Source organism: Pseudomonas sp. KB-10 (assembly GCF_018221585.1).
Taxonomy (GTDB): Bacteria; Pseudomonadota; Gammaproteobacteria; order Pseudomonadales; family Pseudomonadaceae; genus Aquipseudomonas; species Aquipseudomonas yangonensis.
This window is the reverse complement of record NZ_QYYB01000003.1, coordinates 311,378-335,098: the sequence shown is the minus strand read 5'-3', so window position 1 is coordinate 335,098 and position 23,721 is coordinate 311,378. Positions and strand designations below refer to the sequence as shown.

General features: G+C 64.7%; 22 protein-coding genes and 1 pseudogene. 4 read left to right on the top strand and 19 right to left on the bottom strand.

Translation table 11 applies throughout. The features are described from left to right. Positions 1 to 57 precede the first annotated feature (57 nt). From astA to gspE, 17 genes and pseudogenes are all read right to left on the bottom strand, one after another. Positions 58 to 1,074, bottom strand: a complete 1,017-nt coding sequence (gene astA, locus DXK50_RS10095; RefSeq protein ID WP_212630209.1) for an arginine N-succinyltransferase — start codon at positions 1,072 to 1,074, stop codon at positions 58 to 60. A gap of 82 nt (positions 1,075 to 1,156) precedes the next feature. Beyond that, complete coding sequence (gene aruF, locus DXK50_RS10090) at positions 1,157 to 2,173, bottom strand: arginine/ornithine succinyltransferase subunit alpha (protein ID WP_212630208.1); 1,017 nt, start codon at positions 2,171 to 2,173, stop codon at positions 1,157 to 1,159. Positions 2,174 to 2,297: 124 nt separating this feature from the next. After that, the gene (locus DXK50_RS10085) at positions 2,298 to 3,518 is read right to left on the bottom strand and encodes an aspartate aminotransferase family protein (protein ID WP_161866408.1); all 1,221 of its coding nucleotides are present in this window, start codon (positions 3,516 to 3,518) and stop codon (positions 2,298 to 2,300) included. A 371-nt stretch (positions 3,519 to 3,889) separates the two neighbouring features. Beyond that, positions 3,890 to 4,870: a transcriptional regulator ArgR gene (argR, locus tag DXK50_RS10080; RefSeq protein WP_161866409.1), complete on the bottom strand. Its 981-nt coding sequence runs from the start codon at positions 4,868 to 4,870 to the stop codon at positions 3,890 to 3,892. A gap of 55 nt (positions 4,871 to 4,925) precedes the next feature. Further along, positions 4,926 to 5,690 carry an ABC transporter ATP-binding protein gene (locus tag DXK50_RS10075; protein WP_212630435.1) on the bottom strand — a complete coding sequence of 255 codons (765 nt, stop codon included), beginning with the start codon at positions 5,688 to 5,690 and terminating at the stop codon, positions 4,926 to 4,928. A gap of 28 nt (positions 5,691 to 5,718) precedes the next feature. Further along, complete coding sequence (locus DXK50_RS10070) at positions 5,719 to 6,417, bottom strand: ABC transporter permease (protein WP_161866410.1); 699 nt, start codon at positions 6,415 to 6,417, stop codon at positions 5,719 to 5,721. A gap of 10 nt (positions 6,418 to 6,427) precedes the next feature. Further along, a complete protein-coding gene (locus DXK50_RS10065; protein ID WP_161866411.1) occupies positions 6,428 to 7,117 on the bottom strand; it encodes an ABC transporter permease in 690 nt (229 codons plus the stop codon). A 184-nt stretch (positions 7,118 to 7,301) separates the two neighbouring features. After that, positions 7,302 to 8,075 (bottom strand): ABC transporter substrate-binding protein, encoded by a 774-nt coding sequence (locus DXK50_RS10060; protein ID WP_212630207.1) that lies wholly within the window; start codon positions 8,073 to 8,075, stop codon positions 7,302 to 7,304. A gap of 475 nt (positions 8,076 to 8,550) precedes the next feature. Further along, positions 8,551 to 9,072: a type II secretion system protein M gene (locus tag DXK50_RS10055; protein ID WP_212630206.1), complete on the bottom strand. Its 522-nt coding sequence runs from the start codon at positions 9,070 to 9,072 to the stop codon at positions 8,551 to 8,553. A 5-nt stretch (positions 9,073 to 9,077) separates the two neighbouring features. Then, positions 9,078 to 10,217: a type II secretion system protein GspL gene (gspL, locus tag DXK50_RS10050; protein WP_212630205.1), complete on the bottom strand. Its 1,140-nt coding sequence runs from the start codon at positions 10,215 to 10,217 to the stop codon at positions 9,078 to 9,080. After that, positions 10,214 to 11,185, bottom strand: coding sequence for a type II secretion system minor pseudopilin GspK (gspK, locus tag DXK50_RS10045; protein ID WP_212630204.1), 972 nt, complete (start codon positions 11,183 to 11,185; stop codon positions 10,214 to 10,216). Before gspK ends, gspL begins: the two co-directional genes overlap by 4 nt. Continuing rightward, complete coding sequence (gspJ, locus tag DXK50_RS10040) at positions 11,182 to 11,883, bottom strand: type II secretion system minor pseudopilin GspJ (protein WP_212630203.1); 702 nt, start codon at positions 11,881 to 11,883, stop codon at positions 11,182 to 11,184. The genes gspK and gspJ overlap by 4 nt, the downstream gene beginning before the upstream one ends. Before the next feature lie 41 nt (positions 11,884 to 11,924). Then, positions 11,925 to 12,311, bottom strand: coding sequence for a type II secretion system minor pseudopilin GspI (gene gspI, locus DXK50_RS10035; protein WP_161866417.1), 387 nt, complete (start codon positions 12,309 to 12,311; stop codon positions 11,925 to 11,927). Next, a pseudogene (gspH, locus tag DXK50_RS10030) lies at positions 12,308 to 12,805 on the bottom strand (type II secretion system minor pseudopilin GspH); the annotation flags it as partial. The gene gspI and the pseudogene gspH, both read right to left, overlap by 4 nt. A 103-nt stretch (positions 12,806 to 12,908) precedes the next feature. Next, positions 12,909 to 13,334 (bottom strand): type II secretion system major pseudopilin GspG, encoded by a 426-nt coding sequence (gene gspG, locus DXK50_RS10025; protein WP_349292093.1) that lies wholly within the window; start codon positions 13,332 to 13,334, stop codon positions 12,909 to 12,911. Positions 13,335 to 13,338: 4 nt separating this feature from the next. Then, positions 13,339 to 14,556 (bottom strand): GspF family T2SS innner membrane protein variant XcpS, encoded by a 1,218-nt coding sequence (gene xcpS / locus DXK50_RS10020; RefSeq protein ID WP_161866419.1) that lies wholly within the window; start codon positions 14,554 to 14,556, stop codon positions 13,339 to 13,341. A 123-nt stretch (positions 14,557 to 14,679) separates the two neighbouring features. Then, a complete protein-coding gene (gene gspE, locus DXK50_RS10015) occupies positions 14,680 to 16,167 on the bottom strand; it encodes a type II secretion system ATPase GspE (RefSeq protein ID WP_161866420.1) in 1,488 nt (495 codons plus the stop codon). Between the two features lie 231 nt (positions 16,168 to 16,398). Between gspE and DXK50_RS10010 the strand changes: the two genes are divergently transcribed. Together DXK50_RS10010 and gspD are read left to right on the top strand one after the other, a co-directional pair. Beyond that, positions 16,399 to 17,046 (top strand): type II secretion system protein N, encoded by a 648-nt coding sequence (locus tag DXK50_RS10010; protein WP_249186765.1) that lies wholly within the window; start codon positions 16,399 to 16,401, stop codon positions 17,044 to 17,046. Positions 17,047 to 17,050: 4 nt separating this feature from the next. Then, positions 17,051 to 18,994 carry a type II secretion system secretin GspD gene (gene gspD, locus DXK50_RS10005; protein WP_212630201.1) on the top strand — a complete coding sequence of 648 codons (1,944 nt, stop codon included), beginning with the start codon at positions 17,051 to 17,053 and terminating at the stop codon, positions 18,992 to 18,994. 276 nt (positions 18,995 to 19,270) lie between these two features. Here gspD and DXK50_RS10000 read toward each other — a convergent pair whose 3' ends face one another. Next, on the bottom strand, positions 19,271 to 20,974 hold the full coding sequence (locus DXK50_RS10000; protein WP_212630200.1) for an amidase: 1,704 nt from the start codon (positions 20,972 to 20,974) through the stop codon (positions 19,271 to 19,273). Positions 20,975 to 21,293: 319 nt separating this feature from the next. Between DXK50_RS10000 and DXK50_RS09995 the strand changes: the two genes are divergently transcribed. Next, positions 21,294 to 21,683, top strand: coding sequence for a GFA family protein (locus tag DXK50_RS09995; protein ID WP_161866615.1), 390 nt, complete (start codon positions 21,294 to 21,296; stop codon positions 21,681 to 21,683). Between the two features lie 10 nt (positions 21,684 to 21,693). Here the strand turns inward: DXK50_RS09995 and DXK50_RS09990 are convergent, their stop codons facing one another. Next, on the bottom strand, positions 21,694 to 22,398 hold the full coding sequence (locus DXK50_RS09990) for a class I SAM-dependent methyltransferase (RefSeq protein ID WP_212630199.1): 705 nt from the start codon (positions 22,396 to 22,398) through the stop codon (positions 21,694 to 21,696). A gap of 186 nt (positions 22,399 to 22,584) precedes the next feature. Here DXK50_RS09990 and DXK50_RS09985 point away from each other — a divergent pair, with 186 nt between their 5' ends. After that, positions 22,585 to 23,646 (top strand): AI-2E family transporter, encoded by a 1,062-nt coding sequence (locus DXK50_RS09985; RefSeq protein WP_161866425.1) that lies wholly within the window; start codon positions 22,585 to 22,587, stop codon positions 23,644 to 23,646. The last annotated feature ends 75 nt before the right edge of the window (positions 23,647 to 23,721 follow it).

Genomic DNA, 23,721 nt, shown 5'->3' with positions numbered 1-23,721 from the left:
TCTACCACTCCCAGCATTTTCCAGCGGCCTGCCTGGACCGCTGCACAAATCCATAACTCAGCCGTGCGCCGCCAGCGGCACGGCGCGCACCTGATCGCCAGCAGACAGGCGCAGGCGCTTGGCAGTCAGTGGATCGACCACCAGCGTGCCGGCCGCCATGCGCGCCGGCGCGGCAGTGATGCGGCAGTCCTCACGCTTGCGGTTGTGCACCAGGAACGGCTCGGCGTCGTCGCCTGGCGTGCCGATGGCCAGCACTAGGTTCTGACTGTCGCGCACGGCGCGAATCTTTGCGGTTTGCGCCTCGATGGCCGGGCCTGCATCGAATATGTCGACGTAGCCCTGATAGCTGAAACCCTCAGCCTTGAGCATGGTCAGCGCCGGCTCGGTGTCCGGGTGCACGCGACCGATCACGGCCCGCGCATCGTCGGAAAGGAAACAGGTGTAAAGCGGAAACTTGGGCATCAGCTCGGCAATGAAGGCCTTGTTGCCGACGCCGGTGAGGTAGTCGGCCTGGGAAAATTCCATCTTGAAGAAATGCCGGCCGAGGCTTTCCCAGAACGGCGAACGCCCGCGGTCGTCCGACATCCCGCGCATCTCGGCGATGACCTTGTCACCGAACAGCTCGCGAAACTCGGCAATGAACAGAAGACGTGCCTTGGACAGCAGGCGGCCATTGAGGCCGCTGCGGTGATCGGCATGCAGGAACAGCGAGCACAATTCGGAATTGCCGGTCAGGTCGTTGGCCATGAACAGCGTCGGCACCTGGCGATGGATGTTCAGCTCCTGCGAAGCGCTAACGGTCAGGCCGACGCGGTAGTTGTACCAGGGCTCGCGCAGGCCGACGGCGCCAGCCACCGCAGAAATGCCCACCACCTTGCCGGCATCGTCTTCGAGGACGAACAGGTAGTCGGCATCGGCACGTTCGGCCTCACCGCGAAAGGCCTTCTCTGCCCAGCCGACCCGATGCGCCAGGCGCTGCTCGTTGGCCGGCAGCGTGGTCAGGCCTGCGCCGGTACTGCGAGCCAGGTCGATCAGGGCCGGCAAATCGGCGCTGCGCACGGGACGAACGATCATAAATCCTCCAGATTCCTCAAGAGCACCCTCGGCGCTCTCATCCGCCCTCGAAGGGCGCCCTCTCCAACCGGAGAAGAGCCTGTTAAACCGCTACCAACCTGACGCTGGCACCTTCCCCGACACCCAGTGCCTCGGCCGCCTGCGCGCTGAGCACCACAGGCTTGCCCGGCACCCAGTCGAGGTCAGCGACGATGGCGCGAAAATCCTGCAGCTGACCATTACTGACCAGGTACTGGCGGCCACCGGCCACGGCCTCGCCGATCTTCACCGGCACCAGGCGGCTTTGTGCAATGCTGCGAATGCCAGAGGTGCGCGCATGCAGCGTCGGGCCACCGTCGAAGATGTCGATGTAATGATCGGTCTCGAAGCCCTCGCGCATGAGAATGTCGAAGGTGATCTGCGCCCGCGGATGCACCTGCCCCATGGCCTCCTGCGCCTCGTCGGAGAGCAGCGGCACGTAGATCGGGTAATGCGGCATCAGCTCGGCGAGGAAGGTACGGCTCTTGAGGCCGCACAGACGCTCTGCTTCGGCGTAGGTCATATCGAAGAAGTTGCGCCCCACCGCATCCCAGAACGGCGAATCACCGTTCTCGTCGCTATGGCCGACGATCTCCACCACCACCGCGTCGGCGAAGCGTTCCGGATGTCCGGCCATGAACAACAGGCGCCCGCGCGAATTGAGCTCGGCGAACGCACTACTGACCAGCGGGCGCTCGACATAGAAGCTGGTGAGCAGGCTGTTGCCGGTCAGGTCGTGACACAGCGACAGCACGTGAATCTTGTTGTGGATCTTCAGCTCGCGCGAGTTGTGCACGAAGGTCTCGTTGCGAAAGCTGTAGAAGGGCTCGGAATAGCCAGCCGAGGCGACGATGCCGGAGCAGCCGACCAGTCGGCCGCTGTCGGTATCCTCGAGGACGAAGAAGTAGCTTTCCTCACCGTTGAAACTGACTTCGGCGGCGAAGGACGCCTCCGATGCGGCGATCTTGTCGCCCAGCCGGCCTGCGTCGTCCGGCAAGGAAGTGACACCCACCGGGCTGTCCGCAGCCAGTCGCTGCACATCCGCCAGGTCCGCCATTTGCGCAGGGCGCATCACCAGCATGGGTCACTCCTTCTAAACACGGAAGCTACAAGATTCGTAGTCAGGCTCGGGCACACCGCCGTGGGAGGCGCTTGAGCGGCGATATTCGCGGCCAAAGCCCATCTCACAGCGAGTCAGCAAGGACTCAGGCCACCGTCAGTTTGCTCAGCGCACGCTCGAACCGGGCCAGGCCCTCTTCGATATCGGCCTCATCGACCACCAGGCTCGGGGCGAAACGCACCACGTCCGGACCGGCCTGCAGAATCATCAGGCCTTCGGCCGTGGCGGCATCGAGCACCTGCTTGGCCTTGCCCTTCCATGCGTCATTCAGCACGCAGCCGAGCAGCAGGCCCATGCCGCGCACGTGCTCGAACAGGCCGTACTGCTTGCCCAGCGCCAGCAGACGAGTCTTGAACTGTTCGCTCTTGGCCTTGACGCCATCCAGGGTCTGACGGGTGTTGACGATGTCCAGTACCGCCTCGCCGACCGCACAGGCCAGCGGGTTGCCGCCGTAGGTGGTGCCGTGGGTGCCGGGCGAGAAATGCTTGGCCAGGTCGGTGGTGGTGAGCATCGCCGCGATGGGGAAACCGCCGCCCAGGCTCTTGGCGCTGGACAGGATGTCGGGCACTACGCCGTAGTTCATATAGGCGAACAGCTCGCCGGTACGGCCCATGCCGCTCTGCACTTCATCGAACACCAGCAGCGCGTTGTGCGCGTTGCACAGCTCACGGGCGCCTTCCAGGTAGGCCTTGTCCGCCGGCAGCACCCCGCCCTCACCCTGCACGGGTTCCAGCACCACGGCGCAGGTCTTGTCCGAGATGGCGGCTTTCAGCGCTTCCAGATCGTTGTACGGCACATGAGTGATGCCCTGGATCTTCGGGCCGAAACCGTCGGAATACTTCGGCTGGCCACCGACGCTGACGGTGAACAGGGTGCGGCCGTGGAAGCTGTTGGTGGCGGCGATGATCTCGTGCTTTTCCGCGCCGAAACGGTCATGAGCGACGCGACGCGCCAGCTTGAACGCGGCCTCGTTGGCCTCGGCGCCGGAGTTGCAGAAGAACACGCGCTCGGCAAAGGTCGCCTCGACCAGCTTCTTGCCCAGACGCAGCGTCGGCTCGTTGGTGAACACGTTGGAGATGTGCCACAGGGTATTGGCCTGCTCGGTCAGCGCCGCGACCAGCGCCGGGTGGCAGTGGCCCAGCACGTTGACGGCGATGCCGCCGGCGAAGTCGATCAGCTCTCGGCCGCTCTGATCCCAGACTCGCGAACCCAGGCCGCGCACGGGGACGAAGGCAGCGGGGGCGTAGTTGGGGACCATGAACTGGTCGAAGTCGGCGCGTTGCACCGCATCGTGCTGAACGGACATCAAAGCTCTCCTGATGAGAAATACCGGTCGCAGGCAGGCGACGAAACGCCCGAAACGACAGGGAATGCAAGGATTGTAGGGACTGAATCGGGGCCGGCATTGTCGCCATGCGACAACTTCTTACAGCGCCACCCCAGGTTTTCCGCGGGTTGTCGCCCAAGCGACAGAAAGCGTCGGAAAGGCGCAGTTTAATCGCAGATCGCCGCCGGGAGCACGCCGCCGGAAAAAATCTCCGCAGGCTGACTGGTCAGTATCGAAAGTCCTGCTCGCCTAGCCCGGATGAAAGCCGGGATCGACGTCAGATACCCCCGGATTTCATCCGGGCTTCAGCTAGCGCACCGTGGGAAGGGCTTTAGCCGCGACAGCGCTGATCAACCGCGCTCGACGGGGCTGGAGGTCAACTCGAAGGGGCTGTTGCTGCGGCGCTGGTTGCGATCATCGCGCGGCGTGGCGCCGAAGAAGTTGCGGTAAGCGCTGGAGAAGTGCGGCCCCGAGGAAAAACCGCAGGAAAGGCCGATCTGGATGATCGACTTGCTGGTCTGCATCAGCAGTTGGCGCGCCTTGTTCAGGCGCAGCTCCAGATAGTACTGGCTGGGCACACGATTGAGATACTGCTTGAAGATGCGTTCCAGCTGCCGGCGCGACACGCACACGTGCTGGGCGATCTCGTCGGTGGTCAGCGGCTCCTCGATATTGGCCTCCATCAGCAGCACGGCCTGGGTCAGCTTCGGGTGGCTGGAGCCGAGGCGATTCTGCAGCGGAATGCGCTGACGCTCACCGCCCTCGCGAATGCGCTCGACCACCAGCTCCTCACTCACAGCACCGGCCAGTTCGGCGCCATGATCGCGCGCCAGCAGCGCCAGCAGCAGATCGAGCACGGCCATGCCGCCGCAGGCAGTCAGGCGATCACGATCCCAGTCGAACAGATGGCTGGTGGCGATGACCTTGGGGAAGCGCTCGGAAAAATCATCCTGCCAGCGCCAGTGCACCGCCGCACGATAACCATCGAGCAGGCCGAGCTGAGCCAGCGGATAGACCCCTGCAGACAGCCCGCCGATCACGCAACCGCTGCGCACCTGTTGCTTGAGCGCGGCCGCCAGGCCGGCGGACACCTGCGCCGGCGGCGCATCGGCCAGCAGGAACAGCTTGTCCAGCCCCTCCAGATGCCCGGCCCAGGGTTCGCCCGGCAGACGCCAGTCACCGGCCGCCAGCGGCTCGGCCTGGAGGAATACCAGCTCGTATACCACTTCCGGATGCACACGCTGAGCGACACGCAGCGCTTCCTCCGCCAGAGACAACGTCAGAGCCTTGGTGCCGGGCCAGTAGAGAAAGCCGATTCGATGGGGGGTCATTAGCGTCTATTCAATAGGTTCAGCGCACCAGTTAAGTGCGCAGTCTAGCTTCTTATTATTTGAGACTACCGGAAAGGAACTGCTTGAGCCGCTCGGATTGCGGGTTGGCCAGCACTTCCTTCGGGCAACCACTCTCCTCCACCAGCCCCTTGTGCAGGAATACCAGTTGGTTCGACACCTCGCGGGCAAAACCCATTTCGTGGGTCACCACCACCATGGTGCGGCCTTCGGTGGCCAGATCCTGCATCACCTTGAGCACTTCGCCGACCAGCTCCGGGTCAAGTGCCGAAGTCGGCTCGTCGAACAGCATCACTTCCGGCTCCATCGCCAGGGCACGGGCAATGGCCACGCGCTGCTGCTCGCCACCGCTCATGTGCGCCGGGTAGGCGTCCTTGCGGTGCGCCACGCCAACCTTGGCCAGGTAGTGCTCGGCCTTGTCACGCGCCTCGGCCTTGCGTATGCCAAGCACGTGCACCGGCGCTTCCATCACGTTTTCCAGGGCGCTCATGTGCGACCACAGGTTGAAGTGCTGGAACACCATGGCCAGGCGCGAGCGCATGCGCTGCAACTGCCTGGCATCGGCGGCGCGCAGCGAACCGTCCTTGGCCGGCACCAGCTTCAGCTCTTCGTTGTTGAGCAGAATCTTGCCGGCATGCGGCTGTTCCAGCAGGTTCAGGCAGCGCAGGAAGGTACTTTTGCCCGAGCCACTGGAGCCGATGATGCTGATCACGTCGCCGGCCTTGGCCGCCATCGACACGCCCTTGATCACCTCGTGGCTGCCGTAGCGCTTGTGCAGGTCCTGAACTTCGAGTTTGTACATGTTCGGGTTCTCTTGAATCGTCATGGCGTCAGGCCTTGCGCGGCGCCAGGTAGGCCAGCCAGCGGCGTTCGGCCAGCTTGAACAGGCGCACCAGGATGAAGGTCAGCGCCAGGTAGAACAGGCCGGCAGTGACGTAGGCTTCGAACGGCAGGTAGTACTGCGAGCTGACGGTCTTGGCCGCACCGGTGATGTCAATAAGGGTCACCACCGAGGCCAGGCTGGTGGTGTGCAGCATCATGATCACCTCGTTGCTGTACTGCGGCAGCGCGCGACGCAACGCCGACGGCAGCAGAATGCGCCGATACAGTTTGCCGCGCGACATGCCCATGGCCTTGGCTGCCTCGATCTCGCCGGGCGGCGTGGCCTTGAGGCTGCCTGCGAGGATTTCAGCCGTGTAGGCACTGGTGTTGATGGCGAAGGCCAGGCAGGCGCAGAAGGTGGCGCTGGACAGGTAGGGCCACATGAAACTCTCACGCACGGCGTCGAACTGGGCCAGCCCGTAATACAGCAGGTACAGCTGCACCAGCATGGGCGTGCCACGGATCACATAGGTGTAGAGCCACGCCGGGAAGTTGATCAGCTTTTGTCTGGACACCCGCATGATCGCCAGCGGCACCGCCAGCAGCAGACCCACGGCCAGCGCGATGATCAGCAGCTTGAGGGTCACCAGCACACCACCGAAATACAGCGGCAGGCTGTCGAGTACCACGTTGTAATCGAAAAGCATGGTCACTCCCTCAGAGCTCGGCGGCTTTCACGCCGACCGAATAGCGCCGCTCGAGATAGCGCAACACCAGCAGCGACACACTGGTGATTGCCAGATACACGGCCGCCGCCAGGAGAATGTAGGTGAACGGTTCGCGGGTCGCATCACCGGCGCTCTTGGCGCGGGCCATCATGTCCTGCAGCCCGACCAGGGAGATCAGTGCGGTGGCCTTGACCAGTACCAGCCAGTTGTTGGTGATGCCGGGAATCGCCAGACGGATCATCTGCGGCACGAGGATGCGAAAGAACACCCGCAGCGGGCTCATGCCATAGGCCAAGCCCGCCTCGCCCTGCCCCTTGGGGATGGCCATGAAGGCGCCGCGGAAGGTCTCCGACAGATAGGCGCCGTAAATGAAGCCCAGCGTGCCGACACCTGCCACGAACGGATTGATGTCGATGTAATCCTCATAGCCCAGCAACGGAGCGATGCGGTTCACCAGATCCTGGCCGCCGAAGAAGATCAGCAGGATCAGCACCAGCTCGGGAATACCGCGAATCACCGTGGCGTAGGTCTCACCCATCAGGGCCAGCCATCTCACTGGTGACAGACGAAAAGCCGCGCCGAGCAGGCCAAGCGCGACAGCGACCGCCATCGACAGCAGCGCCAGCTGCACGGTAAGCCAGGCACCGTCGAGAATGGTCGAGCCGTAGCCTTGAAGCATGCGCCAATACCTCGCAGGCACCAGGATGGCGCCGTATCGCACAAAGAAAATGGATGTCGCCGGGGCGACGAACACACCTGAATGCCAGCACAGGCGAACAGGCAACGATCCCTAGAGAATGAACCAAGAAAAAAGTGGCACAACCTCGGCAAAGGTTAGTGCCACTTCATCTGCCTCGGCGCGTTTACTCGCCGTAAACGTCGAAGTCGAAGTACTTGTCCTGCACTTCCTTGTACTTGCCGTTGGCGCGAATGGCCAGGATGGCTGCGCTGATCTTGTCGGCCAGCGCCTTGTCACCCTTGCGCACGGCGATACCCTGGCCCTCACCGAAGTACTTAACGTCGGTGAAGTCCGGGCCTACGAAGGCGAAACCCTTACCGCCGTCGGTCTTGAGGAAGCCGTCATCGATGTTCACCGAGTCGGCCAGGGTGGCATCCAGGCGGCCGGACTGCATGTCGAGGAAGATTTCGTTCTGCGAGCTGTAACGCACGATCTCGGCACCCGCCGGGGCGAAGACATCGGTGGCGTAACGGTCATACACGGAGGAACGCTGCACGCCGACCTTCTTGCCTTTCAGGTCGACCAGCGGATCCTTGAACTCGGTACCGGCCTTCATCGCCAACTTGGCGGGAGTGGCGTAGTACTTGCCGGTAAAGTCCACGGACTTCTTGCGATCTTCGGTGATCGACATGGACGACAGTACGGCGTCGAACTTGCGCACCTTCAACGCCGGGATCAGACCGTCGAACTCCTGCTCGATCCACTTGCACTCGACCTTCATCTCTTCGCACAGGGCATTGCCGATGTCGTAGTCGAAGCCGGCAATCTGACCATCGGGAGTCTTGAATGCGAAGGGTGGGTAGGCCGCCTCGATGCCAATGCGCAGCGGCTTTTCAGCCAGCGCCAGGGGCGACATCAGGGACAGCGCCAGGGCGCCTAGCAGTGCGATCTTCTTCATTCTTTGCTCCTTCGAATTGGGTATGGCATCGATGGCAGTGAGGGGCCCGGGCCTTTTATGGGTTGTATAAGGCAGTGCTGCGCTGTCGTGGTGGACGGGCGACAAAGGGGCCTTGGCTGGGTGAGCGGCATTCTAGCGGCAGGCAATGAGGCGATATTTCCTCAATGCGACAACTAATTACAGAAGCATTGGATGCGCCGGGCGAAGATATTGACAGCTTCAAAAAGGGGTGATCAAGCAGAAAAAGGTAAACGGATATCTACAGCAAGACTCAGGCCAGGTATCAATAAAGGCCCATTTCATGGGCGCCAATGACTCTCGCTCCGGTCATCGTCGTTGAAACCGGCACCCTAACCGGGCACCAACGTTCCCTAACCGCCCAATCGGGTGCGCGATGTTACCGTGACCATGCAGCACACCCACACGGCAGCACCCGCCAGCGTCCCTCACAAAAAGCCGTTGCGCGTGGCGCACCCTACCCCTCTACGCGCAGGCTGAGGCGCGAGATCACCCGGTTCTCCTCGGCGCGATCCAGCCCGGCCTCCTCGACGCGTATGCCCTGTTCTTCCAGCGCCTCGATCCAGCGCAGCAACTGGGCGAATGCGACCGGCTGCAGGTTGACCTGCACGGCGCCAAAGCCTTCGGTATCCAGCCGCTCGATTACCAGCCCCTGCTCGGCCGCAGTGGCTGTGACCACACCCTGCAGGCGCGCGGGGTCGAGGCTGGGGCGTGGCAGCAGGTCACGGCCCTGTACCTGCGGCGCACGGCTTTGCAGGTACGCATACAGGGCGCGCTGCTCCTCGAACGCGGCGCGTGCCTCATCTGCGTGGCGCTGCGCCGGTTGCCACAACGCCAGATAGAACAGCACCAGCAGCAGAAAGACGCTCAGCGCCATCAGCGCCAGACGATCACGCGCCGGCAGCCCCTGCCAGCGCAGTGCCAACGGCGAGCGCTGCCAATGCTGCTGCAGGCTTTCGCTCAGGCTCATCTTCGACATGCCGCTCATCCCCCTATTACCACGCGTGCGCTGACGCCCTCGGCCTCGCGGCTGGCAGAGCCCATCTGCACGGAAAGCCCCGCCGCCTCCAGGCGTTCGCGCAAGCGCTCCAGTTCGGCGAACCCGGGCGCCTGCAACTGCAGCGACAGATCAGCGCGAGTCGCGCTGTAGTCGAGCTGGTTGACCTGCACCTGCGCAGCGCCATCGGCATGCAAAGCGGCAGCTACCTCGGCTAGCAATCCCAGTAGCGGGCTGTCGCTGCCGGCGGACTGCGCCAGATGCTGATCGAACTGCGCGCGCAGGTTGATCAGCTTGTTGTCCTGCGGAAACAGCTGGCGATACAGCGCCTCGCTGGACGCGGAATAGGCATCGGCCTCACGCTGCAGGTACCAGCCCTGCGCCAGATTGAAGCCCCACTGCAAGACCAGGCACAGCGCCAACACCCCGGCCAGCGGGCGCCAGCGCAGCCAACCCTCGCCGCTCTGGCGCAGGGCGAACGCGCCCTGCGCCAGATCGACGGAACCACCCTGCTGCGCCAGCCATTGGTGCGCATCCAGCAACTGCAGGCCTTCGTCGACCGGCTCGGGCAGCGCCTGGCCGGCCGGCGCTCGTGCGATGCATGGCGACGTGCAACGTGCCACCAGCGCCGGCCAATCCTCGCGCTGCAGGGCCAGACGCCAGGGCGATTCCCCGCCCAGCAGCCAGCGCGACTGCAACCAGAGCAACTGGCTGCCCTGGCGCGGCAGCAGATCGGCATCGACACGGATGGCCTGCGGCGGCTGCGCGACGAACAGCGCCAGGCACTCGCGCAGCCAGGCGGCGCGCACGGCATAGACCCGATGCCGGCCATCGGCCAGGCGCTCGCCCAGCGCCAAGTGCATCAATTCGACGTCCTCGGCGAGCAGCTCCTCCACTGCGAACGGCAGCGCCTGGCGCATCCAGCGCGCCTTCTGCGTCGGTAATTGCACGGCACATGCGGCAACGGCCTCCACCGGCAGCACCAGCTCCCAGTGCGCCGGCAAATCCGCCAGGGCATCGGACAGGCTCAGGGCACGGCTGCCATCTGCCGTGACCCACTGCACGGACAGGTCCGCGGAGAGGTCGTGGCTCGCCTCGGGCGGCAGAAAGATCCATAGGGGTGTCATTCTTGTTCTTCCTCGATCGGTGCTGGTGGCATCCCGCCCTGCCCCAGGTCACGCGCCAGGACACTGACCTGGCCATCATTGCTGCGCTGCAACAGGCTGCGCAAGACCACCCGGCGCTCGCCCAGGCTGACCTCGCTGAACACTTCGAAATACTGGCTGCCAACCGCCAAGCCCTGCACCACCTGCCCCCCCAGCCCGGCCAGCGCAGGCTGCGCGGCGAAGGCTGCCGGGCTGGCATAACCCTCGGCGCCCCGTGCGGCGATCAGTGCCATGGCCGCATCCGGCGTCAGACCCTCTGACAGGCTGGAGAGCACCATGGCACTGGCCGTGTTGACGTTGAGCAGCGCCTCGCTGGGCAACGCGCTGACGAAGGGCAGCAAACGGCGATAGTCGGCCTCCTCCATCTCCAGCAACAGGCGCAACTCGGAGACGTCGGTGATCTCGCGGTTGGCCGCACGGTACGGCAGTGTCGCCAGCAGGTACTGGCTGTCCTCGGCGCCGTTGCCGCCCTGCGGCTCACTGTCATGGTCCAGCCAGTCCAGCAGGCGCTCGGCGTAAGGTTTGTCGATGCCCAGGCGCAGCAGCAGGCGACGCAGGCGCAACACCGCCAACTCATTGGGCCGCCCCTGGCGCACCAGGCTGTTGAGATTGAAGCGCCCGCTTGGGTCGACGATGCGTACCCGCAGCTCACCGCCTTCATCCAGGGGGAACACCAGTGGCCTGGCCCAAGGCTCCATGAGGTGATCAACCGGCTGACGCGGATCGCCGCGGCGCAGATCTCGCTCCAGTACCGCCTTGGCCAGGGTCTCGCCGCCCAGCGCGTAGTGCCAGGCCTGGGTCACGTGCAACTGGTTGGCACTGCTGCGGATCGACAGCTGCTGCCGCGCGATCAACCCGGCGCAGACCACCGTGACCACGGCAACCACCAGCAATACGGTGATCAGGGCCACCCCGTTCTGGCGCCTCATGACTGCGGCACCTCGGCCGGATCGCCCGCCGGCGCACCGCTGCGGTTCTGCACCGGCAGGTCCGGCAGGCGCAACAGACGACGCAGCTCGCCATAGCGACGATGCTGCAGGCGCAGCTCCACCGCACGCGGCAGCTCGGTGAGCAGGCCGTCGCCCGTCGCATTGGCCGGCGGCCAGTCGGGCTGCCACTGCCCGTCCTTGTCCAGGTAGCGCAGGCTCAGCGACTCGACACCCTCGAGCGCCTGCTGGATCTGCGGCGCACTGTCCTGCGCCCGATCCAGCACACGCCAGTAACGCCGCTGCCATTGGCCGCCACTGAGCTGCCAGCGTACGCGCTGTATCTCGGCGCGCGGCTGGCCGAGTGGGTTGCGCCAGCCGGCACGGCTCAGCTCCAGCGCCGTGGCGTCGGCCAGATCACTGTGCAGCGCCGGCTGCGTATCACCGAAGGCATCGCGAATCGGCCGCACCGTCACCTGCCGCAGGTCGCGTTCGAAAGCGGACAAAGCACGAGTCAGCTCGCGCAACTGGCGCTCGTGTTCACGGGTGACGGCATCGGCGCTGAGCACGCTGTCGAGCATGCGGTAGGTGGCCAGGCCCAGCAGAGCGAAGATGGCGATGGCGATCAGCAGCTCCAACAGGGTAAAGCCGCGCTGAGATGGTTTTGTAGGAGCGAGCGCTGCCCGCGAACCCGCATCCATACCGTTTCGCGAGCAAAGCTGGCTTCCACAGGGCAGACGAATCACTGCGGCGCCCCCAGAAAGCCGCTGAGGCTGACCAGTGCCCGCTCACGCAGATCACCGCTGGCGCCACGCTCTTCAGCGGCGACCCACAGCGTCACCCGACGCATGGCCGGCTCGCTGGTGGCCTGAATCTCGCTTTGCCAGAGCCAGCGACGCCCGGCGAACTCCACCTGCCCCTGATCACGACCGTCGGCCGGCGGCGTATCGGCCAGTTGCAGCTCGCTCAGGCGATTGTCGGCCACCCACATGGCCAGGGTCCTGTCCTCGAGCTGACTGGCGGTACGCACGCTGCGTGCGCTGGCGGTCAGCACGCTGGCGGCGACCAGCGCGAAGATGGCCAGGGCTACCAGCACTTCGAGCAGGGTGAAGCCGCGCGCGCCCTTCATCGCGCACGCCCCGTACCCAGCTCCTCGACACGCGGCAGGCCGAAGCCGTCGCTGGACAATTGCAGGCGCAAACCATCGCGCCGGCGTTCGGCCAGACTCAGGCGAAAGGGCGTCAGCTCGCCGCTGGAGAGAATCAGCAGCTGCGGTGCGCCCGTGCTGCTCGTTGCCGGCAGGGCGAGCGCCTCGCCCTCGACCTCGAACGCCAACTCGGCCCACTCCGGCAAGGGGTGTGTCTGCCGATCCAGCGCCTGCCACTCGGCGCGCAGCGGGTCGTAACGCATCACCCGGTAACCCTCACGGGTGAAGCTCAGCCCGTATTCGCGGTTGTCCAGCACCGCTTCGTCGACCAGCACGCCGATCAGCCCGCTGAGCCGCTCGGCCTCGCTACGCAACTCGCGCGACGGCCCCGCGATGCCGGTACTGAACACCGCCAGACCGATCAGGCTGCCGAGGATGACCAGCACCACCAGCAGCTCGATCAGGGTGAAACCGCGCTGGCCAGAGGTTGTAGGAGCAAGCTCTGCTCGCGAACATGGGCGTTGTCGAACGCTTCGCTCGCGGCACTCGCTCCTACAGGCGAACGACGGCATGGTCGGGTCAGAGATCCCAGTTGCCGATATCGGCGTTCAGGTCGCTGCCGCCCTGCTTGCCATCGGCGCCGAGCGAATAGAGATCGTAGGCGCCGCGGGTGCCGGGTGCCAGGTACTGATAGGGATTGCCCCAGGGGTCGATGGGCAGGCGCTTGAGGTAGCCGTCCTTGTTCCAGTTCTTCGCCGGCGGGTTGCCGCTCGGCTTGCTCACCAGCGCCTCCAACCCCTGCTGAGTGCTGGGGTAGTTGTGGTTGTCGAGCTTGTACATGTCCAGCGCCGCGCCGATGGCACGGATGTCGTTCTGCGCAGCGGTGACCTTGGCCTGATCCGGCCGGCTCATCACCTGCGGCACCACGAGCGCTGCCAGAATGCCCAGAATGACGACAACCACCATGATCTCGATGAGCGTGAAACCTGCTTGTCTGCGTATCACCTAATTACCCCACCATTTGGTTCAAAGAAAGAATCGGCAACAGGATGGCCAGCACGATCACCAGCACCACTGCGCCCATGAATACCAGCATGAACGGCTCGAACAAGCCGACCAGCAAGGCGATCTGCGCGCTCAGATCGTTCTCCTGATTTTTCGCCGTGCGCGCCAACATCTGATCCAGCTCGCCGGAGCGTTCTCCGCTGGCGATCATGTGCAGCATCATCGGCGGGAACTGCCCGGTGGCCTCCAGCGAACGGGTCAGGCTGCCGCCCTCGCGCACCTTCTGCGCCGCCACCAGCACCTCGCCACGGATCACCCGGTTGCCGATCACCTCGCCGGCGATTGCCAACGCCTCGACCAGCGGCACGCCACTGCGGGTAAGGATCGCCAGGGTCGAGGCGAAGCGCGCGCAATCGGTGGCGCGGCCTAGCCGGCCGATCAGCGGCAGGCGCAGGAGAAAGCGATGCCAGCGCAGGCGGAAGGCCTCATCACGCAGCGCTGCGCGCAAGGCGATCACCGCCAATATCAGCGCGACCAGCGCAACCAGCCCCCAGGCCTTGACCCAGTCGCTCAGGGCGATCAGACCGCGGGTCAGGGCCGGCAGGGTCTGCCCGGAATCGACGAACACCTTGACCACATCCGGCACCACGTAGCCAAGCAGGAAACCGACGATCAGCAGCGAGGCGCACATCAGAATCACCGGATAGAGCAAGGCCAGCTGCACCTTTTGCCGCGACTGCTGGCGCTGCTCGGTGTAGTCGGCCAATTGCTCCAGCACTGGGCCGAGGTGACCGGCGTGCTCACCCGCCGCCACCGTGGCGCGGTAAAGCTCGGGGAAGGCGGCCGGGAATTCCTTGAGACTACCGGCCAGGCTGTGCCCCTCCAGCACACGAGCGCGCACCGCCAGCAACATGCCCTGGATACGCGAACTGGTGGATTGCGCGGCAGCGGCGCGCAGTGCCTCCTCGATGGGCAGCGCCGCCTGGATCAGCGTCGCCAACTGGCGAGTGACCAGCGCCAGATCACGCGCCGAAAGACCACGGGCAAAGCCCAGGCGAGCGCCGCCACTGCCCTGCTCGCGGCTACGGGTGGCCTTGACCTCCAACGGCGCCAACTGGCGCTCGCGCAACAGCTGGCGCACCTGACGCGCGCTATCGGCCTCCAGCACGCCTTTTTGCTGGCGGCCGCGCCCATCCAGGGCGATATATTCAAAGGCCGCCATCGACAGGTCGCCCCAGCTGTCTGCGTAGGAGCGGATTCAGCCGCGATTCACAATGGCCCGCGGCTGAAGCGCAATGCCGCCCTGCCGCTCCTGCAAGAGCCATTGCCAGTATCCCTCTCAGCATCATTCTTCTCGTGTCACGCGCAGCACTTCTTCCACCGTGGTCACCCCTTCCAGCACCTTGCGCCGCCCATCGTCGCGAATGCTCGGACCCAGGGTACGGGCGTGGCGGGTCATGTCCTGCTCGGACGCACGGCTGTGCACCAGGGTGCGCATGGTTTCGTCGAACACCACCAGTTCGTAGATACCCGTCCGCCCGCGATAGCCCTGCTGATGGCAGTGGGCGCAACCGCGGGCGTGATACAGCGTCGGCGGCTGGCTGGCCGGCACACCGAGCAACGCGCATTCGGCCGCATCGGCCGGGTAAGGTTCCTTGCACGCGGGGCACAGTACACGCACCAGGCGCTGGGCCAGTACGCCGAGCAGCGAGGACGAAAGCAGAAAGGGCTCCACGCCCATGTCCACCAGACGGGTGATGGCGCCGATGGCGCTGTTGGTGTGCAGGGTCGAGAGCACCAGGTGACCGGTCAGCGAGGCCTGCACGGCGATCTCGGCGGTTTCCTTGTCGCGGATCTCGCCGACCATCACCACGTCCGGGTCCTGGCGCAGGATGGCGCGCAGGCCACGGGCGAAGGTCATGTCCACCTTGGTGTTGACCTGGGTCTGGCCGATGCCTTCGAGGTGATATTCGATGGGGTCCTCGACGGTGAGGATGTTGCGCGTGTGGTCGTTGAGGCTGACCAGGCTGGCGTACAGGGTGGTGGTCTTGCCCGAGCCGGTGGGCCCGGTGACCAGCAGGATGCCGTGCGGCTTGCGCACGGTCTGCTCCATCAGCGCGCGGTCCTCGCCGCGCATGCCCAGATGTTGCAGTGACAGGCGCCCGGCCTGCTTGTCGAGCAGACGCAACACCACACGCTCACCGTTGGCCGACGGCAGGGTCGACACGCGAATGTCCACCTCGCGCCCGCCGACCTTGAGCGAGATGCGTCCGTCCTGCGGTACGCGCTTCTCGGCGATGTCCAGCCGCGCCATCACCTTGACCCTTGAAACCAGCAGAGCGGCCAGTTCGCGTTTGGGCTCGAGCACCTCACGCAGGATGCCGTCCACACGAAAGCGCACCACCAGACGCTTCTCGAAGGTTTCCAGGTGGATATCGGAGGCGTTTTCCTTGATCGCCTCGCCGAGGATGGCGTTGATCAGGCGGATGATCGGCGCGTCGTCCTCCTGCTCCAGCAAGTCTTCGGTTTCCGGCACCTGATCGGCCAGCGAGGCCAGGTCGAGGCTGCCGCCGATGTCCTCGGCCAGCTGCATGGAAGCGGAGTCGTGTTGATAGGCAGCGCCCAGCGCCTGGGCAAATTCCTGGGCGCCGAGCACCTGCAGCGGCAGGCTTCGACCGGCGAAGCGCTGCGCCTCGGCCAGCGCGACCAGGTCGCAATCGGCGCGATGAGCCAGGCTGGCGCGGCCGTCATGTACGACGAACACCACGCCATGACGCTTGGCGAAGCTGAAGGGCAGGCGGCGCAGCGGAGTTTCGAGCAGCGAAGCGTTCATGCGAGACCTTAGAGCAGAACCTTATCCCGAGTCGTACAGCCTAACCTGACTGTTTGACCCAATGACTACACCTAGGACGGTCTTTTTTGTAATGGTTATCAAATTATCTTTAACACATTGACCTCAAGTGCACACCCACTCCATTTGGGGGATGCCAAGCGCGCGCAGACTGCTATGATCAGCCCGCGACGCCCAGGCCATAAGAAGAAATAAAACGTCGTTTGCGGAGTAATGCCTTTGCCCACCCCGGCCCTTTCCCAACGGCTCAAGGACAATGCCCCGAGCCTGATCGGCATGCTCGTGCTGATCGCCCTGAGCGTCAGCCTGGCATGGCAGAGCGCTGAACTGCTGCGCCTGGTGCGCGGCCCGGTTCAGCCGCCCACCGCGCAGAACGCGCCTAGTACCGAACAACGCGCCGAGGCGCCAATCGCCCAACTGTTCGGCACCCCGACTCAGACCGATAGCGGCCCGCCACCGGCCACCAACCTGCAGCTGACCCTGCTCGGCAGCTTCGTCCACAGTGACCCGCAGCGCTCAAGCGCGCTGATCCAGCGCCACGGCCAGAGCGCTCAGCGCTACAGCGTCGGCACGGAAGTGGACAGCGGCGTGCGTCTGGACGCCGTTTACGCCGACCGCGTCGAACTGCTGCGCAATGGCCGCCGCGAAAGCCTCACCTTCCCGCGCCAGCAAAGCGGCCAGTACAGCTATACGCCGCCGGTCGAAGTCAGCGAAGACGATTCGCTGCAGCAACTCGATCAACTCGACCAGGACAACCTCGAACAACTGCGCCAGCGCATGCAAGAGCTGCGCGAACAGATGGAAGCCTCCGGCACCCCGCCGGAGGAAACGCCCGCCGAACAGCCCATGGAAAGCGACTGAACCGATGCATGTTCTCCGAAGCCGACTGACCCTTGCCCTCCTCGCCGCCGGCCTGGCCACTGCTCCCCTGCCCCTGCTCGCGCAGATCGAACAGGTGCCGGCCAGCGCCAATCAGCAGGAGGAAAGCTGGACCATCAACCTCAAAGGCGCCGACATCCGCGAGTTCATCGACCAGATCGCCAGCATCACCGGGCAGACCTTCGTCGTCGATCCGCGTGTGAAGGGCCAGGTCAACGTGGTATCGAGCACGCCGCTGGGGCTGTCCGAGGTCTATCAGCTGTTCCTCTCGGTGATGGCCACCCATGGCTTCAGCGTGCTGACCCAGGGCGACCAGGCACGCATCGTGCCCAACGCCGAAGCCAAGGCCGAAGCCGATGCCGGCCGCCCGGCGCCGGATCGCCTGGAAACCCGGCTGATCCAGGTACAGCACGCGCCAGTAGCCGAACTGATCCCGCTGATCCGCCCGCTGGTGCCGCAGTACGGCCACCTGGCGGCCGTTACCTCGGCCAACGCGCTGATCATCAGCGACCGCAGCGCCAACATCGCACGCATCGAAGACCTGATGCGCCAGCTCGACCAGAGCGGCGCGCAGGACTTCAGTGTGGTCACCCTGCAGCACGCCTGGGTGATGGACGCCGCCGAGGTGCTCAATGCCTCCATCGCCCGCGGCCAGGCCAAAGGTACCAGTGCCACTCAGGTGGTGGCCGATGCCCGCACCAACCGTCTGATCCTGCTCGGCCCACCGGAAGCCCGCGCCAAACTGGCCGACCTCGCCCGCTCGCTGGACAGTCCCAGCAGCCGCTCAGCCAATACGCGAGTGATTCGCCTGCGCCACAACGACGCAAAATCCCTGGCCGAAACCCTTGGCGAAATCTCCGAAGGGCTGAAGAATCAGGAAGGCAGCGAAACCACCGGCCGACAGTCGAATATCCTCATCCGCGCCGACGAGAGCCTCAACGCCCTGGTGCTGCTGGCCGAACCCGATCTGGTCGCCACCCTCGAAGACATCGTGCGTCAGCTCGATGTGCCGCGCGCGCAGGTGATGGTCGAGGCCGCCATCGTCGAGGTATCCGGTGACATCACCGATGCCCTCGGCGTGCAGTGGGCGGTGGATGCTCGCGGCCGGACCGGCGGCCTGGGCGGGGTGAATTTCGGCGGTACCGGCCTGTCGGTCGGCACCGTGCTGCAGATTCTGCAGAGCGGCGAGATACCGGAAAACACCACCCTGCCCGACGGCGCCATCATCGGTGTCGGCAGCGACCGTTTCGGCGCGCTGATCACCGCACTGTCGGCCAACAGCAAGAGCAACCTGCTGTCCACCCCGAGCCTGCTGACCCTGGACAACCAGAAGGCGGAAATCCTCGTCGGCCAGAACGTGCCCTTCCAGACCGGTTCCTACACCACCGACGCCTCGGGTGCCGGCAACCCCTTCACCACCATCGAGCGCAAGGACATCGGCGTGACCCTCAAGGTCACCCCGCATATCAACGAAGGTGCCACCCTGCGCCTGGAGATCGAGCAGGAGATTTCCTCCATCGCCCCGAGTACCGGGCTCAACGCCCAGGCAGTCGACCTGGTGACCAACAAACGCTCGATCAAGAGCACCATCCTTGCCGACGACGGCCAGGTGATCGTGCTCGGCGGCCTGATTCAGGACGATGTCACCCAGGCCACTTCCAAGGTGCCGCTGCTGGGCGACATCCCATTGCTCGGCGGCCTGTTCCGCTCAACGCGCGACTCGCACATCAAACGCAACCTGATGGTCTTCCTGCGGCCCACGGTGGTGCGTGACGGGGCCGGCCTGGCGGCGCTTTCCGGCAAGAAGTACAGCGATATCCGCATCATCGGCAATGGCGGCAGGAACGACGGCCGCCCAAGCATCCTGCCCAGCCAGCCGAGCCAGCTGTTCGAAGGTCAGGGCGTACCGGCGGTGGATTTGCGCCAGTAAGACGGGGCGCTGGGCACCACCCGCCGGAATATGGCGGGTTGCTCCCGCCCTACGCACTGGATCGTGGCGCGTCACGAACCGTGGCAGGCGCTTTAGCGGCGACGGTCTCTACAGCAATCGCGGCTAAAGCCGCTCCCACTTAGTCAGCGCTGCTTCCCTTTCCACGATGGAAAGAGGCGTTAGGTGCCCCTCTGTAGGAGCGAGCTCTGCTCGCGAAAAGCGATTCGCGAGCGGAGCTCGCTCCTACACGCAATGCGCGCGACCAGCGGGGCCTGATCAGCCCAAAGGCGGCGTACGCGGCGGCACCTGGCGCTTGTTGCCGGTAGACTCATAAGCCGCCGCCAGTTGCAGCAGCGCATTGTCGTCGTAGGCACGGCCGGCGAAGGTCAGCCCCACCGGCATGCCGATATCGGCCATCACGCCCATCGGCACGGTCACGGTCGGCACACCCTGGTGACGGATCGCCAGGTTGCCATTGGCGACCCACACGCCATTGCTCCAGGCGATATCGGCGGAAGCCGGGTTGACGTCGGCATCGGCCGGACCCACATCGGCCACCGTGGGAAACAGCACCGCATCCAGCCCCAGTCGATCCATCCAGTCTTCCAGATCGATCTTGCGAATCTGCTCCAGGGCGCGCAGGCCATCGGGCAGCGTGGCGATCTGATCCCAGGGTTTGATGCCGCGCTTGGCCATGTTGACGTACTCGTCCATGCCCGCCGCCAGGTCGCCCTCGCGGTTCGGCAGCGTGCCCGGGTCATGCGGGAAAATCTGCGGACCATCGACGTCGGCCAGGCGATTGAGCTTGGGGTCGCCATTGGCACGCAGGAAGTCGTCGAAAGCCCAGCCGCTCAGCTCCCACAGCTCGTCATGCAAAAAGTCGGGCGTGACGATGCCGCGATTGAACACGGTCGGCGCGCCGGGGCGGTCGCCCTCGCAGTTCGACACCAGCGGGAAGTCCACTTCCACCACTTCGGCGCCCGCCGCTTCCAGTACCTGACGCGCGGCTTCCCACAGGGCAATCACCGTCGGCCGGGTGTGGATGCGCTGACCGGTAGGCCCACCGATGCCGGGCGACTCGCTGGTTCCGGCGGCTTCGTCCTTGTTGATGAACATCTTCGGCACGCCCAGGCGTTTGCCCTTGAGCGCGTCGGCCTTGGCGGCAAGCGCCAGATAGGATTCGGGGCGCACATCGGAAGCCTTGGGGATAGGCACCCAGGGCTGCATGCGCCACAGGTCGCCACGGGTGTCCGGGTCATCGGCCACCACCACGTCGAGCACCTCGAGCAGATCGGCCATGGTGCGAGCATAGGGCACCACCACGTCCATGGTCGGCGTCAGCGGCCAGTTGCCGCGCACCGAGATCACCCCACGCGACGGCGTATAGGCACACAGGCCGTTGTTCGAGGCCGGCCCGCGCCCGCTGGACCAGGTTTCCTCGGCGAGGCCGAAGGCCGAAAAACTGGCAGCAGTGGCCGTGCCGGCGCCATTGGACGAGCCCGAGGCAAAGGGTGCAGTCAGGTAATCGGCGTTGTACGGGCTTTCAGCGCGGCCATACACGCCGCGCTGCATGCCGCCGTTGGCCATTGGCGGCATGTTGGTCTTGCCCAGGCAGATGGCACCAGCGGCGCGCAGGCGCTCGATGGTGAAGGCGTCGCGCTGTGCGATCAGATCCTTGAATGCCGGGCTGCCGGAGGCGGCCGTCAGGCCCTTGACCAGATAGCTGTCCTTGGCGGTGTAAGGGATGCCATCGAGCGGACCGAGGGTTTCGCCAAGGGCGCGACGAGCGTCGGAAGCCTCAGCCTCCTTGAGTGCATCGGGGTTGCGCACCACCACTGCATTGAGTTTGGTGGGTGTGTTCGGGCCATCATAAGCATCGATACGTGCCAGGTAGGCCTTGACCAGTTCGACCGCCGTGGTGCGGCCGGACTCCAGCGCGGCGCGCAGCTCGGCGATGGAAACTTCGGTTACCTCGATCATGGTGTCATCACTCGCAGAGGGCGGGCCGGTCTCGCCGGCCCCGGGTGAGAAAGCAGTGCGTTCACGGCCGATGCTCACAGGCAGATCGAGCCGCGCAACTATGTGCCCGATGATACATGCCGCCGAGCCTGAGCAGCAGTCTGCGGCCGATGCTCAGGCTCTTCGCGATGTTATGCAGCCTTGGCACTGTGCTTCAGGAAGGCTCATGACCGGCGAAGGACCGGGCAAGATTGCGCAGGGCTTGATCGCTCCCCGGCCTTCCTGCCATCTCCTGCTATGTTTTCAGTTCCTGCATGCCAAACCACTGGAGGACGAGGACATGGATCGGCACACCGGCGGCTGCCTGTGCGGCCAGGTACGTTTCGAAACCAGCGGCCAGCCTTATCGCGTCGGCGTTTGCCACTGCATGGACTGCCGCAAGCACCATGGCGCACTCTTTCATACGTCTGCGATCTTCCCGCAGGACGCGGTGACGATAGAGGGCGAAACCGGCCAGTACGCCGGTCGGCACTTCTGCCCGCGCTGCGGCTCATCGGTATACGGACGCTCGGCGGATGAAATCGAAGTGAACGTCGGCTCGCTGGACGAACCGGACCGTTTCACTCCGACCTACGAACTCTGGACCATCCGCCGCGAGGCGTGGCTGCCGCCCTTTCCCTTCAACCGGCACTACCCGCGCGACCGGGACCGCAGCCAGCGCCAGGAGTAGCGAGCGACCTTCAAACCGCTGCCTCGCGAGAGCACAGCCAAGCGTGCATCAGCCCGACCTGGAAGAACTGCGTCGGCGCCGTGAAGCCGCCCGCCTGAATGATGCCGGCCACCTGCTGCGCCGGCAGCACTGCGACGTCGCGTGCATAGGCCGCTCGCACCCGCTCCAGCATCTGCGCATCGACGCCAGCCGATGACATCAACATCATCCAGCCAGGCAGCAGCACCTCGTAGGCTGGCGATTGGATATCCGATGCGAGGTCGGCATTGGCCAGCAGCCCGCCTGGCTTCAACCGCTGCGCGATCTGCCGGAAGAAGCCGGTACGCCTCTGCACGTCGGTGAAAAACTGCGATACCAGAAAGCAGGTGGCGCCGTCATAGGTCTGACCTGCCGCCAGCGTCTCCAGATAGCCCTCATGAAAGTCGCAGCGATGGGCAAAACCGCCGCGCTCTGCCCGCTGGCGACACTTTTGCAGCATCGCTGCGGAGGGGTCCAGTGCCGTGAAGCGCCAACCGGGAAAGCGCTCGGCCAGATGAGCGATCTCGGCCCCCGTACCGGCGCCTACACAGAGAATCCGCGCATCGGCCGGCAGCCCGATGAGCAGCGCATCGAGCAGCAGATACAGCGCCTCGCGAATGGGCGCCATACCTGCCCATTGCTGGTCGTAACCTGCCGCCTGCTGGTCGAACAGCGCCTTGATTTCCTCGTCACGCATCGCGAAGCCTCCGTCGAATGATCGTCCTTACGCTCTCCAGTATCCCAGAGCTGTCAAGCCCTCCCGCCGGCCCGAAATGGAATCAGCCACAACGCGGGAATGAGCGATCTGCCAATGTTGAATTTGTCGGCACTTTGCCAGAGCTTCGGGTGACTAACGGGCATGCCCACTCCCAGCGGACCCGACATGCAGAACCCGACCTTCGAACAGAAAGCCTTCATCCTGCTACTCGTGCTGGTGACCATCGCCTTCTTCTGGATACTGCTGCCGTTCTACGGGGCGGTGTTCTGGGCCATGGTGCTGGCGGTGGTGTTCGCCCCCCTGCAGGAGCGCCTGATCCGCCGCACTGGCGGGCGAAGCAATCTGGCGGCCCTGCTGACGTCGGTCATCTGTCTGCTGGTGGCCATCTTGCCGGTGATCTTCATCGCTTCTGCCGTGGTGGCCGAAGGCACTGCCCTCTATCAGAAACTGGAGTCCGGCGAGCTGGACATCGGCACCTATGTCACCAGCTTCGTCCAGATGTTGCCGCCCTCGGTACAGGAACAACTCGATCGCGTCGGCATGAGCGATCTCGACGGCCTGCGCGAGCAGATCTCCAAAGGCGCCATGGCCGGGAGCCAATACCTGGCCACCAAGGTCTTCGCAATCGGCCAGGGCACCTTCGAATTCTTCATCGGCTTCTTTGTCATGCTGTACCTGCTGTTCTTCCTGCTGCGCGACGGCAAGGAGCTGGTCCGCAAGATCCGCACCGCCATTCCTCTGGCGGACACCACCAAACGCCGCCTGCAGATCAAATTCACCCGTGTGGTACGCGCCACGGTGAAAGGCAACGTGGTAGTCGCCGCGGTACAGGGCACCCTAGGCGGTCTCATCTTCTGGGTGCTGGGCATCTACAGCCCGCTGCTGTGGGGCGTGCTGATGGCCTTCCTGTCGCTGCTGCCGGCAGCCGGTGCCGGTATCGTCTGGGCGCCAGTTGCGATGTACCTGATGTTCAGCGGCAGCCTGTGGCAAGGCGTGATTCTCACCGCCTTCGGCGTACTGGTGATCGGGCTGGTGGACAACATCCTGCGTCCCATTCTGGTCGGCAAGGACACCCGCATGCCCGACTACCTCATCCTCATTTCCACCCTCGGCGGCCTCTCTTTGCTGGGCCTCAACGGTTTCGTGATCGGCCCGCTGGTGGCCGCATTGTTCGTCGCCAGTTGGAATCTGTTCGCGGCAAAGAAAAAGGTCCGGCTGCCGGATTGATGCAAACTGAAACCTCGGCGCAAAGGTGCCGTGCACGCTCATCCGAGGGCAATGCGCTGCCCCAGCCGCAGCAAG

Coding starts and splice junctions, on each gene's coding strand:
- astA (WP_212630209.1), bottom strand. CDS start 1,074: ATGATCGTTCGTCCCGTGCGCAGCGCCGATTTGCCGGCCCTGATCGAC.
- aruF (WP_212630208.1), bottom strand. CDS start 2,173: ATGCTGGTGATGCGCCCTGCGCAAATGGCGGACCTGGCGGATGTGCAG.
- DXK50_RS10085 (WP_161866408.1), bottom strand. CDS start 3,518: ATGTCCGTTCAGCACGATGCGGTGCAACGCGCCGACTTCGACCAGTTC.
- argR (WP_161866409.1), bottom strand. CDS start 4,870: ATGACCCCCCATCGAATCGGCTTTCTCTACTGGCCCGGCACCAAGGCT.
- DXK50_RS10075 (WP_212630435.1), bottom strand. CDS start 5,690: ATGTACAAACTCGAAGTTCAGGACCTGCACAAGCGCTACGGCAGCCAC.
- DXK50_RS10070 (WP_161866410.1), bottom strand. CDS start 6,417: ATGCTTTTCGATTACAACGTGGTACTCGACAGCCTGCCGCTGTATTTC.
- DXK50_RS10065 (WP_161866411.1), bottom strand. CDS start 7,117: ATGCTTCAAGGCTACGGCTCGACCATTCTCGACGGTGCCTGGCTTACC.
- DXK50_RS10060 (WP_212630207.1), bottom strand. CDS start 8,075: ATGAAGAAGATCGCACTGCTAGGCGCCCTGGCGCTGTCCCTGATGTCG.
- DXK50_RS10055 (WP_212630206.1), bottom strand. CDS start 9,072: ATGTCGAAGATGAGCCTGAGCGAAAGCCTGCAGCAGCATTGGCAGCGC.
- gspL (WP_212630205.1), bottom strand. CDS start 10,217: ATGACACCCCTATGGATCTTTCTGCCGCCCGAGGCGAGCCACGACCTC.
- gspK (WP_212630204.1), bottom strand. CDS start 11,185: ATGAGGCGCCAGAACGGGGTGGCCCTGATCACCGTATTGCTGGTGGTT.
- gspJ (WP_212630203.1), bottom strand. CDS start 11,883: ATGGATGCGGGTTCGCGGGCAGCGCTCGCTCCTACAAAACCATCTCAG.
- gspI (WP_161866417.1), bottom strand. CDS start 12,311: ATGAAGGGCGCGCGCGGCTTCACCCTGCTCGAAGTGCTGGTAGCCCTG.
- xcpS (WP_161866419.1), bottom strand. CDS start 14,556: ATGGCGGCCTTTGAATATATCGCCCTGGATGGGCGCGGCCGCCAGCAA.
- gspE (WP_161866420.1), bottom strand. CDS start 16,167: ATGAACGCTTCGCTGCTCGAAACTCCGCTGCGCCGCCTGCCCTTCAGC.
- DXK50_RS10010 (WP_249186765.1), top strand. CDS start 16,399: ATGCCTTTGCCCACCCCGGCCCTTTCCCAACGGCTCAAGGACAATGCC.
- gspD (WP_212630201.1), top strand. CDS start 17,051: ATGCATGTTCTCCGAAGCCGACTGACCCTTGCCCTCCTCGCCGCCGGC.
- DXK50_RS10000 (WP_212630200.1), bottom strand. CDS start 20,974: ATGATCGAGGTAACCGAAGTTTCCATCGCCGAGCTGCGCGCCGCGCTG.
- DXK50_RS09995 (WP_161866615.1), top strand. CDS start 21,294: ATGGATCGGCACACCGGCGGCTGCCTGTGCGGCCAGGTACGTTTCGAA.
- DXK50_RS09990 (WP_212630199.1), bottom strand. CDS start 22,398: ATGCGTGACGAGGAAATCAAGGCGCTGTTCGACCAGCAGGCGGCAGGT.
- DXK50_RS09985 (WP_161866425.1), top strand. CDS start 22,585: ATGCAGAACCCGACCTTCGAACAGAAAGCCTTCATCCTGCTACTCGTG.